This window comes from Lutibacter holmesii (assembly GCF_042679665.1).
GTDB lineage: Bacteria > Bacteroidota > Bacteroidia > Flavobacteriales > Flavobacteriaceae > Lutibacter > Lutibacter holmesii.
Window position 1 is genome coordinate 1 of sequence record NZ_JBHTMV010000003.1, and the last position, 13,049, is coordinate 13,049.

2 protein-coding genes are annotated in these 13,049 nt (G+C 35.5%); both read right to left on the reverse strand.

From position 1 onward, the window contains the following. Positions 1–11,210: PKD-like domain-containing protein (locus ACFQ5N_RS02825; protein ID WP_386807570.1), on the reverse strand; the 11,210-nt coding region annotated here is incomplete at its 3' end. 378 nt (positions 11,211–11,588) lie between these two features. Next, a complete protein-coding gene (locus ACFQ5N_RS02830) occupies positions 11,589–12,929 on the reverse strand; it encodes a serine hydrolase domain-containing protein (RefSeq protein ID WP_386807572.1) in 1,341 nt (446 codons plus the stop codon). Positions 12,930–13,049 lie beyond the last annotated feature (120 nt).

The window sequence follows — 13,049 nt, forward strand, 5'->3', positions numbered from 1 at the left end:
GTGTAATCACCACTCGCATTGACAAGGGCTGTAATCGTTAAACTTGTAGTAACTCCATCTGCTAAACTTGCAATGCTCCACAAGCCACTTGCGGCATTATAAGCGCCTGCACCATCATCACTCACATAACTGTAACCACTTGGCAATACATCTAATAATTCAATACTTGTAGCATCACTTGGTCCATTGTTCAATACCGAAATTGTAAACGTCATATGCTCTCCTACATTCGGCATTAGGGTACTCGCTAACTTGGTTACCACTAACTCTGAAGCTTCAGGAATAGTAATTGTAACTATTGCTGTACTACAACTAGCTGGAGAATCATCATCGCATAACGTATATGTAAATGTATCAGTCCCTACAAAGTCTGTTGCAGGCACATAATTGAATGTACCGTCTCCATTATTAGTTACTGTACCGCCTTCAACACTTGTATTGTCAAAACTTGTAATTGTTGCACTATCTACTACAGTATCATTTAATAATACATTTACTGTTGTTAACGTAGTATTGATAAGTGTTGTACCTGAATCTGCAACCGCAACAGGATCTCCTTCATCACTAACCACCACAGATAAATTTGCTTCATTTGATACTAAACCTTGATTGTCATATACAACATAAGACAAGCTTGCCGTACCAACAAATGCTAATACTGGAGAAAAAGTAACATCTCCGTTGTTATCAACAGTCCAAGTACCGTCGGCTGTTGTAATACTATTATCTAAGGCTATTGTTGTTGGGTCTAGATCTACCGTAGCAGAATTAATAGTTCCATCAATATCTGTATCTGTTGAAGTAACATTAAATGTTACCGGAACATCTTCAACCGTAGTTGTTGCATTTGCATCAGCAACAGGAGCATCATTTACTGGTGTAATTGTAATTGTAATAATAGCCGTATCTGTTAACGCTCCGTCTGTTAACCTGTATAATATTTGTGGAACAGGTCCAAAATAATCATTAGCAGGAACAAACGTTAAAGCTCCATCTGATGCTATAGTAATAGTTCCAACACCAATAATAGTTGCTGAATTATCTGAACCTGGCGCTATTGAATATACGGTTCCTGGTGCTCCGCTAATAATAAACTGATCAACTGATAAGGCATCTAAATCAATATCATAATCTGCCCCATTTCCATTTCCGTCTGTAATAATATTTCCAGTTATAGTAGTATCTTCTTGTCCACTAAAACTATCGTCTGTTGCTACCGGTGCGTCATTCACATTTTCAACTTCAATAAAAACAGTTGCGGTACTACAAGAAGCTGTTGGTGAATCATTATCACAAATTGTATATTCAAATTGATCTAAACCAACATAACCAGCCGCTGGAACATAATCAAATGTACCATCACCATTATCTGTCACAGTTCCTCCATTTGAAGTTGCTGTGTCAAATGAAGCTAAAGCAGCTCCATCAATTATTGTATCATTTGTAATCCAATCCAACGTATTACTTGAACTATCTTCATCAACCAAATAAGTTCCTGAATCTGGATCATTAACTGCAATTGGGTCTCCAGCATCATCAACTACAATTGTAGCAGAGTTACTACTACAGTTTGAAGTATTAGCTATTTCACAAATTGTATAATCAATTGTATAGGTACCTTCAGAAGTTCCGGCAGGTACAATAATATTTCCGTTAGCATCAATTGTTAAACCACTAATTCCATCATTATCATCTAAGGTAATTGTAATGTCTGTATCTGTAACCAATATACCATTTAATGTATCATTTGCTGTAACATCTCCGGCAGTTCCTCCGGTTACCTCATCAACTGGTGAACTTGTAAAATCATCTACAATTGCACAAATAATATTATCTATTACAACATCTGAACTTATTGCAGAAGTGCAACCATCATCATTTGTAACTGTAAAATTATATGTTCCCGAAGCTAGTCCTGAAACCGTATATGTTGAACCTGATCCGGCATATGTATTTGAAGCTGTTCCTGTTTGTGTTATTGTCCAATTTCCAGATGGTAAATCAGTTAATTCTAAACTTCCTAAAGGAGATGCACAAGTTCCTTGAACAGGTGTTGAAACACTAAATGTTGGACTTGGATTTACGGTAACATCAACCGTAATAGGTGAGCCTTCGCACATACCAATAGATGGTGTAATAGTATATTGAACTACTGCTTGTGTAGTTCCAGAATTTACCAATGTTTCTGCAATTGTATTACCACTATCATTTGAAAAACCACTTGCTGAACCACTTATTACTGTAGCTGTCCAATCATATGTAACAGTTGATCCTGTAACATTGGTAGACAATGCAATTGATGTTGTATCTCCACTACAAATTTCTTCAGAAGTTGGTGTTGCAACAACATCAGGCGTAGGATTTACAGTTACCACAAAATCAAATGGTGTTCCCATACAATTGGCTGGATACACTCCTGTAGGTGTAATAGTATATGTTACTGTACCAATTGTTGTTCCAGTATTTTCTAAAACATCATTAATAGTTGTACCAGAATTTGTATTAAACCCTGTTACATTTCCACTTGTTAATGAAGCCGTCCAAGTAAATGATGACGCTGCTGCTGATGTTGGACTATAAGCAACACTTGTGTTGTTACAAATTTCTTTAGTAGCATCGCTATTAATTGTTGGAATAGGATAAACTGTAATTTTAACTTCTTCAGGCGTACCAATACAACCTAACGAACTTGTTGGTGTTACTAAATATACTAATGTTAATGGTGCATTTGTAGTATTCACTAAATTATCTGTAATTGGGCTAGTACTTCCTACTATTCTAGCAGTACCACCGGTTACAGTACCAAATGAACCTTCTGTAGTTGGTGCAGGCCATGTAAATGTTGTTCCTGCAACTGATGGGGTAGTTGTTAAAACTAAATTGGCATTTGTACCACTACAAATTGCTTGATTTAAACCAACAGTAACTGCTGGTGTAGGGTTCACCGTAACAACTAAAGTAGATTCTACCCCTAAACACCCTGTTGGGCCAGTTGGTGTTAAAACATATGCTACATCAATAGGGTTTCCTGTAGTATTAACTAAAGTTTCTTCAATTGACGAACCTGTTCCGGTTGCTGAAGCATTGCTAATTCCTGCAACTGCAGCTCTTGACCAAGAAAAATCAGAATTAGATACATTACTTGTTATAGTGTATGAAAACTCTTCACCACTACAAACTTGATCAGTTAGTGAGCTTGTAATTGTTATAATTGGATATACAGTAATTACTACTGTTTCTTGAACACCTTCACAACTTAAACCTGAAGGTGCAATTGGAGTTACTAAATATGTTGCTGTTTGTACATCAGGAGTATTATTTGTAAAAGTATCAGTAATTGGATCTGAACTAGGTGTTGTTCTTGCTGAACCTCCAGTCATTCCTCCAGTAAGCGTTGGTGCTTCATACTCAAATAAGACACCTGCCATATTAGGGTTTGTTGTCAATGTTAAATTAGAGGTTGCTTGAGAAGACACAGTATCCACACACAAATCTTCTGTTAAACCACTGGTAAGCACTGGTACTGGTTCTACAGTAATTGTAAAATCTGTTGAAGGACCTATACAACTTACTCCATTATTTGTAAAAGTTGGTGTAACCGTAATTGTTCCAGAAATTGGAGATGTGGTGCTATTTGTTGAAGTAAATGGATCTATAGTTGGCCCAGACCCATTTGCTCCTAAACCAATATCTTCATTTGTATTGGTCCAAGTATATGTTGTTGTTCCTCCAGAGTTATTTGTTGAAAAAGTTACCAATGAAGTATCATCTCCACTACATAGTGTTTGATTTGAAATTGGATTTACTTGAGCTGTTGGGTTTACCGTAACATCAAAATTAAACACCTCTCCAGGGCAATTTGTTGAAGCTGGTCCTGTTGGCGTAATTACATAACGAACAACTCCTGGAGATGTTCCTGTGTTTACCAAAACATCATTAATTTGTGTATTAGAACCGGTTGCATCATTATTAAAACCAGTAATAGTTCCACCTGTTGGAGCTGTTAATACAGAAGCTGTCCAAGTAAATGTTGTTCCTGCTGTATCTGAAGTAATTGTATAACCCACAGCTGTATTATTACAAATAGTATTAGCAGCGGCACTACTAACTTTTGGTGTTGGATTTACTGTAATTGTAAATTCCTCAGCTGTACCCTCACAACTTACTCCATCATTTGTAAATGTTGGTGTAACCGTAATAGTTGCAACAATTGGAGCTGCAGTGCTATTTATTGCAGTAAACGAAGGTATAGTTGACCCAGACCCATCTAACAAACCAATAGATTCAGTATCATTATCCCATGTATATGTAGTTGTACCTCCTGTATTATTTGTTGAAAATGATACCGAACTAGTAGCATCTCCGTTACATAACTCTTGATTTGAAATTGTATTTATTTGACCTGAAGGATTTACTGTTACTTCAAAGTTAAATGGCTCTCCTGGACAGCCTGTTGGTCCTGTTGGAGTAATTACATATGTAACAACTCCTGGAGATGTCCCATTATTCAATAAAACATCATTAATTTGTGTATTAGAACCAGTTGCATCATTATTAAAACCAGTAATAGTTCCACTTGTTGGAGCTGTTGTTACTGAAGAAGTCCAAGTAAATGTTGTTCCTGCTGTATCTGAAGTAATTGTATAACCCACAGCTGTATTGTTACAAATAGTATTAGCAGCAACACTACTAACTTTTGGTGTTGGATGCACTGTAACATCAAAATTAAACACCTCACCAGGACAATTTGTTGAAGCTGGTCCTGTTGGTGTAATTACATAACGAACAACTCCTGGAGATGTTCCTGTATTTACTAAAGTATCATCTATATTTGCTCCTACTCCTGAAGTTGTAAAACCACTAATAGTTCCACCTGCTGGAGTAGTTAGAACAGAAGCTGTCCAAGTATACGTAGTTCCTACAGTTTCTGAAGTAATTGTATACCCTACAGCTGTATTATCGCATATATTTTTTGTACTTGCACTACTTACTTTTGGTGTTGGATTTACAGTAACAACCACTTCTTCCGAGGTTCCAATACAACCATCATAAATAGGGTAAACAGTATAAGTTGCTGTTTGAATATCAGCAGTTGTATTTACCAAAGTATCTGTAATGTTACTTATGTTTCCAGGAGTTAAACGTGCTGTTCCTCCTGTAATATTTCCTGCGGCTCCTGAAATTGTTGGCGCATCATAATAAAAGGTAGTTCCTGGTACAGTTGTACTCAAGGCTATATTGGTACTGGTATTGCTACAAATAATTTCATCGGTTGGGTCGTTTATCTGACCTTTTGGATTAATTGTTATTGTAAAACTTTCTGAAGGACCTGTACAGCTTACTCCTCCATTTTCAAAAGTAGGAGTAACTTCAATAGTACCAATTATTGGTGCATTTGTTGTATTACTAGCTGTAAAAGACAAATTACCAGTACCAGAACCTCCTAAACCAATATCTTCATTTGTATTGGTCCAAGAATATGTTGTTGTACCTCCTGTATTATTTGTTGAAAAAGTTACTTCTGAAGGGGAATCTTCATTACAAAATGTTTGAGCTGCAATTGGGTTAACCTGCCCAGTTGGATTTACTGTAATTGTAAATTCCTGAGTTGTACCCTCACAACTTACTCCATCATTTGTAAATGTTGGTGTTACCGTAATAGTTGCAACAATTGGAGCTGTTGTTGTATTTACAGCAGTAAACGAATCTATAGTTGGCCCAGAGCCATCTAACAAACCAATAGATTCAGTATCATTATCCCATGTATATGTAGTTGTACCTCCTGTATTATTTGTTGAAAAAGTTACCAAACTAGTAGCACCTCCATTACACACAACCTGATCACTTAAAGCATTAACTTGACCTGAAGGATTCACCGTAATTGTAAACGATTTTGAAGGCCCTGGACAACCAACACCTCCTCGTGTATACGTTGGTATAACTGTTATAGTAGCCACAATTGGAGCTGTAGTGCTATTTGTTGCAGTAAATGTTGGCCCAGTATTTCCAGAAGCTACAGAGTTTACAGAACCATCCGCCAAACCAATTGATGTACCACCAGTCCAAGCGTATGTTGTTGTTCCATCTACAATTTCGTTAACTGTAGTAAAATTAAGGGTGTTCTCAGTTCCATTACAAAACACTTCATCAGCTGGTTGATCCACTTGACCTGTTGGATTTACCCGAATACGAAATTGCATTGCTAATCCTTCACAACTTATTCCTCCATTTGTGTATGTTGGAGTTATAGTAAATACTGCAACAGCTTGAGATGTTCCTGTATTAACTGCTGTAAAAGAAGGTATATTTCCAGTTCCACTTGCAGCTGCCAACCCAATAGATGTATTACTATTTGTCCATTCGTATGTAGTAGTTCCATCAGTATTTAAAGTGTCAAAAATTACTTCAGCCGTACTATTATTATTACAAACTCTCTGGTTTCCAGGATTATTAACTTGTCCAGATGGGTTTACCGTTACATTTACAGTTTCTGCTACTCCTATACAACTTCCAATTGCTGGCGTTATTGTATATTGTACTACTGCTTGTGTGGTTCCGTTATTTGTTAAAGTTTGCGCAATAGTTGCCCCACTAGCATCTGAAAAACCTGTAGTATTTGAACCACTTATTACTGCTGCGGTCCAAGAATACGTAACTGCTTCTGTTCCCGTGGTATTTGAACTTAAAGTAATACTTGTAGTTTCTTCACTACAAATAATTTGTGTTGCTGGCGTTGCAATAACATCAGGTATTGGGTTTACCGTAACATCATAGTTAAACACCTCTCCAGGGCAATTTGTTGAAGCTGGTCCTGTTGGCGTAATTACATAACGAACAACTCCAATAGATGATCCTGAATTTACTAAAGTATCATCAATATCTGCCCCTGATCCTGAAGCTGTAAAACCAGTAATAGCTCCACCTGTTGGAGCAGTTATTTCTGAAGCTGTCCAAGTAAATGTTGTTCCTGCTGTTAACGACGTAATATCATAATTTACACTTTCACCATTACAAATTAAATTTGTACTTGCACTATTTACTTTTGGTGTTGGGTTTACTGTAATTTCTGCTGTAATTGAATCACCTTCACAATATGTTGGTGCCGGACCAGTAGGTATAATGGTATAAGTAACTGTTATAGGATCAGCTGTTGAATTGTTAAACACAGCTCCTGTAATATCTCCTGCCCCAGATACCGGTGGACCAGAGATCCCTGCCGGCTTATCTCTTGTCCAAGCAAACGTTGTAAAATCAATAGAATTTGATGTTGACAAAACAATATCTGCACTAGAAGTTCCATCACAAATAGTTTGTGTGTCTGGTGTGGCCACTGCAATTGGTAATTGCCTTATTAAAATTTCTTGAGTTACGGCAGCTGGACAACCACCATCGCTTTCATCAATTACTCCATTATCAACTATTAAACTAACTATATAAGCTCCTGCACTAGTATATGTATGCATTGGATTTTGCTGTGTAGAAGTAGTTCCATCCCCAAAATCCCACAACCATTTTGAAATTGGATATCGTGGATCATTTAAAGTTGAAGTATCTGTAAATTGAATGGACTTGTTCTCACAATCTAATCCTGTATCAATAGATGATATATTAAAATTTGCGTTTGGTGCTTCTGTGGTGTTTATTCGAGTATCACTTTGGTAAGTATACGCATAATCTCCACAAGTAGAATTTGTTAAAATAACCGTTGGTAATCTACTTCCATAAGAACTATATGTATGTGAAACAGTTGCCGAAGTTTTAGTACCTATGTTATCTTCTACTTCAGTGGTGCCATCTCCAAAATCCCAAGTTACTTTTTCAACTCCTTCTAATCCTTCTACCGTAAAATTAACAGTATGAGGAGCACAACCTAAAGTAGAGTCAAATGAAAACTCACCTATTGCACCATCTACAAAAATTTCAACAGAACTTGTTCTAGTACAACCACCAATTAGAGTTTCTGTTAAAGTAGCTGTATAAGTTCCTGGAAGTATATAATAATGATCTGGATCTTTATCAGTTGAAATATAACCATCACCAAAATCCCAAGAATATGAAGCCACCACATTGTCAGTATCTGTTGTAGAAAATTGCGCTAAACCTGGTGCGCATCCTAAATCTGTATCAGGAATAAGAATATCTGCAACATCGTCAACTATTGAAATATCTTTTGAAAATTCATCAATACAACCTAAATCACTAGTAACTCTTTGTATTACGGTATATGTTCCTGTAGCGGCATATGTAAATGAAGCTGCCGAAGTTCCTGCAACAAAACCATTTCCATCACCAAAATCCCATTCATAGGTTAAACCATTACCTACTGCAGTATCTGTAAATACAACAGTATTATCTTCAATACAATAATTGTCTCTTGTTGTTGTAAAACCAGCTGTTACCGGTGGAACCACAACATTATCACTTTTTGAGATAGAAGCAGAACAACCATTATTATCTGTCACTGTTAAAGTAACTGTATAACCACCATTAGCAGTATATGTATGCGTTGGATTCTGAGCAGTTGATGAATTACCATCTCCAAATTCCCACAAATATGTAAAACTGGTACTATCATCAGTTGGAGCTTTGGTTGTTAAATCTGTAAAATTAACTTCAGTACCTAAACATATTTGAATTGGATCTGCATCAAAAGCTACAATTGGACCATTAACCGTCATATAATTAATCTCCTCATGAGTATATTCACAGCCGTTTTGCTCTATTACTTTAAGCGTAACAGTATACAATCCTGGTGTATTATAAGTATATGTTGGGTTTTCGTCTGTTGAAGTATCTCCATTTCCAAAATCCCATTCATAAGTTGCTGGTACAAAATTAGACGATGAATTTGCAGCCACTAAATTGGTAAATACCGAAGGACTTCCAGCACAAACAATTTGGTTATCAACTGAAAATAAAGGTGTTGAAGTTGTTACTCTTATATCTTCTCTGATTCTATCATCACAATCCGTTGCACTGTTTCTAACTGTAAGTGAAACTGTAAAATCACCTGCTGTGGTATAGGTATGGTTTATAGGAGAATCATCACCCACAATGGTTACTAACGGTGTACCATCTCCAAAATCCCATTCATATGTAGACACATTAACTGTACTTTTACTTGTATTTGTAAAGGTTACAGTTGTTGGTACATCACAAGCCGTTGTTGGCGTAAATTCAAAACGCGCTTCTGGTTCATCAATTACTATATTATCTACAGTATATGGCAGTGAAGGGCAACCGTTATAATACACAATAACGGTTACAGAATGATCAACGTCTGGGTCAGAAAATCTATGACTAATAGAACTAGAAGTTACATTATTTACATATTGTGTTTCGGAGTAAGCACTACCAGTTCCACTATCAAAAATCCATACAACTTCATCAACAAGGTCTGTAAAATCTGCGGTAAAAATAACATTACTTGTTCTACAAAAATTTAATTGAGAATATTGAACATCTGAAATTACTTGACGCTCCCCAACCTGAACATAATCAGATTCTGAAGTTGAAAGTGTACATCCATTTACAGTGGTTACTTCAAGGGAAACATCATATTCTCCTGCTCCACTAAAAGAATGAGTAGGACTTGCATCTGTTGAAGTAGTTCCATCACTAAATGTCCATAAATACGTAGCAATAGTATCTGAACTATGAGGATAAATCGCTGTAAAAGTAGTAGACACAGGGTTGCAACCTTCTAATTCTAAACTGTCAGCCGAAAAATCAATTTCAGTTGGCTCAATCACTACTGTTTGTTCTGTTGTATTTTCACAGCCATTTGCCGTTGTCACTGTTAAATTAACTGTATAACTCCCTGGTGCCCCATAATCGTGTCCTGGATTTGGATCCACAGATGCGTTTCCGTCTCCAAAATCCCAAGCATACCCAGTTATGGTCGTTCCTACAGCTGTTGATGTTGAACTATCAAAATTAGCGGTATAATCAGGGTTACATGCATTACCTGTTCCAAAAGTAAAATCTGCTGTTGCACCGCTTACTTCTACTGTTTTGGTTATTGGAATTGTACATCCATCACTAAAAGTAGAAGTTAGTGTTACGGTATAATCTCCTGGAGCACCAAAAGAATGACTAGGATTTACATCGGTAGAAGAGTTGCCATCCCCAAAATCCCAAACATAACTACTTCCGTTTGAGGTATTGGTAAATGAAACTGCTTCTCCATTACAATTTCCACCACTTGCATTAAAACTAAAAGAAAAGTCTGTGGTATTATTATTATTAAATGAAATAATTTGTGTAACAGGGTCTGATACACAACCATTATCAGAAGTTGCAATTAATTGTATACTATAATCTCCTGCAGCCGTAAAATTATAACTAAAATCTTCTGTGTTAGCAGTACTTGCACCATCTATAAACCATTCGTAACTAGCAATACTTCCACTTTCTATAACACCTTCTCCATCAAAATCCACATTACCCGTACCGCAAGGGTCACCTTTCAAATATGTAAAAGAAACTTCGGGTTTTGCGTTTACAACAACTGCCTTTTGCACAAACACCGAAGTAGAACAACCATACTCATCATAAGCGGTTAAATACACATCATAACTACCGTAAGGAATATTTGTAAGCGTTAAATCAGGTGAACCTACTGTAGTAGTTTGTGTTGGTAAAAATCCGAAAAAATTCCATTCGTAACTTACAATATCACCACCCGTGATTTCGCCAACTCCTGACGGATACAATGATCCTGAAGGAATGGCAGGAACGGTTATCGGACTTGAAACAGGCTGTAAAGTAGCTGTATAAGGTTCACAACCTTCGAAAGCTGCGTTTAATGATACTGATGGTGCTGGATAAGACGAAATTTCTTGAGATGTTGAACTTGTAGAACCATCATCATATGTTACTGTTAATGAAACTGTATACAACCCCGGCTCTGGATAATTGGCCGAAGGGTTTTGAAATGTAGAAGTATTTGAATTCCCTAAATCCCAAGCCCAGCTAACAATTTCATTCCCTACAACTTCTGTTGAAGTATCTGTAAAAACAACTGCTATTGGAGAACAACCTGCACTAACATCAGCTGTAAATGATGCTGTTTGTGAAGATGCCACAAATGAGACTAAAAACAATCCTAATGTAAAAACAAAAGAAAAATATGAACGTTTTATATTAAAAGCTTCAAAAAAAGCGCTTACAATTTGAAGTGATTTTTTAATTGGGTAGTTTTTACTCATAAATAAACAGTTAACATTTATACTTGATTATAACTTTAAAAAAAATGATCAATTTGCTAATTTAAAAATAATTAAAAAAACATACATTGTTTTACACAAAAACAATATAATTCACAAATAAATTTAAACAAATAGCTTATTTCCCTAGCTAAATCACATCTAAAACACCAAAAAAAATGATGTTTTCTCACTTTTTAACACTAAAATATGATATTTATCATAAAAAAATTTCAATTTAAAAGCTATAAACACACTTTTTTATATATTTTTTTTAACTCAAATCTATTCACAATTATTAAACTAAAATCATCATTTTAAACTCTAAACTAGAATCAGCTGGAGACAACTTTTTATTTTACATTACCAAAACATTGCATTTTAATTAATTGAAGCAATAATTCCACTTAAAAATTCATCAATATTAAAAGCGGGTTCTTTTGACAACCCAAATCTTACAATTACCAAGTTTTTTGTTGGAATTACAAAAACATATTGCCCTTGATAACCATTACAAGAAAACAATTCCTTAGGCACATTTGGGTATTCTCCCCCAGCATTTAACCAAAATTGCGCACCGTATCTTCCGTTTGAACCATTTGTGGGAGTTACTGAATAATTTACCCAAGATTCATTTAAAATTTGAGTGCCATTCCAATTGCCTTTATGTAAATACAATAACCCAAACTTTGCCCAATCTCTAGCTGTAGCCCAACCATAGGAAGATGCAACGTAATTGCCTGATAAATCTGTTTCTAAAATCATAGAATTCATACCAATTTTATCAATTAATTCGGCATACCAAAAATCCAATGCTTCTTGCTTTGTATTGAATTTATTATTGATAATTCTTGTTAATAAATTTGTAGTTCCAGAAGAATAATTCCAGCTATTATTTGGTTCACTAACAAGTGATTTACTTAATTGAGATTTGGTCATATCTTCTTCTAAATATAACATTTTTGTTACATCAGAAATGGTATTGTAATTTTCATCCCACTCCAAACCTGTGTTCATTTGCAACACGTTATTTAAAGTTATATTTGCGCGTTTATCTTGCGACCACTCTGGAAATAAATTCGCATCATCTTTAGATAAAACCCCTTTCTTTTCAAGCACTCCAATTGCTGCACTAGCAATACTTTTTGTCATAGACCAACCCAACAACTGACTGTTTTTAGAAAATCCATTTGCATATTTTTCAGCAATAATTTTATCTTTATAAAGTACCAAAACAGCTCTTGTGCGTTTTATTTTTTGAGCACCTTCATCAAAAACACGACTAACAGTTTTGTCTAATTTTTTATAATCAACTTCAGGAAAAACAGTATCTTTTTGAGGCAAATTACCATACGGATAAGGGATTTCATTTTTTACAAAAGTACGGTTTGGTGTAAAACTTTCAACTGGCTTATCACCCTCAGGAACAAGTACACAACCAACACCTTTCTTAAAAATTGCTGTTCTTTTTTTTAATCCAAAAAAAGTAGAAGACACCGATTTTTCTTCAAAATTAATAGTATTTGTTGCATACTTCACAGGAAAAATATCATTATCACCTGCTTCAATTGATGCTAAATTACGGTTACCTTCAAAAGTACAAGAACACGTACTTTTTGCAGCAAAACCAGTAACAATGTTTAACACCTTATAATTAGTAACCACAACTATGGCTATAACCACAACAAGTAAAGACAATCCATACTTAAAAAACTTTCTCATTCCATCAAATTATTTAGTCCTCTAAAAATAACAATTATTTTGCAACAACCACAAAGCAATATATTTTATTAACCTTTTGGTTAAACTAAATAGTTAACAAAAAACACTATAGAAGCACTG

Coding starts and splice junctions, on each gene's coding strand:
- ACFQ5N_RS02830 (WP_386807572.1), bottom strand. CDS start 12,929: ATGAGAAAGTTTTTTAAGTATGGATTGTCTTTACTTGTTGTGGTTATA.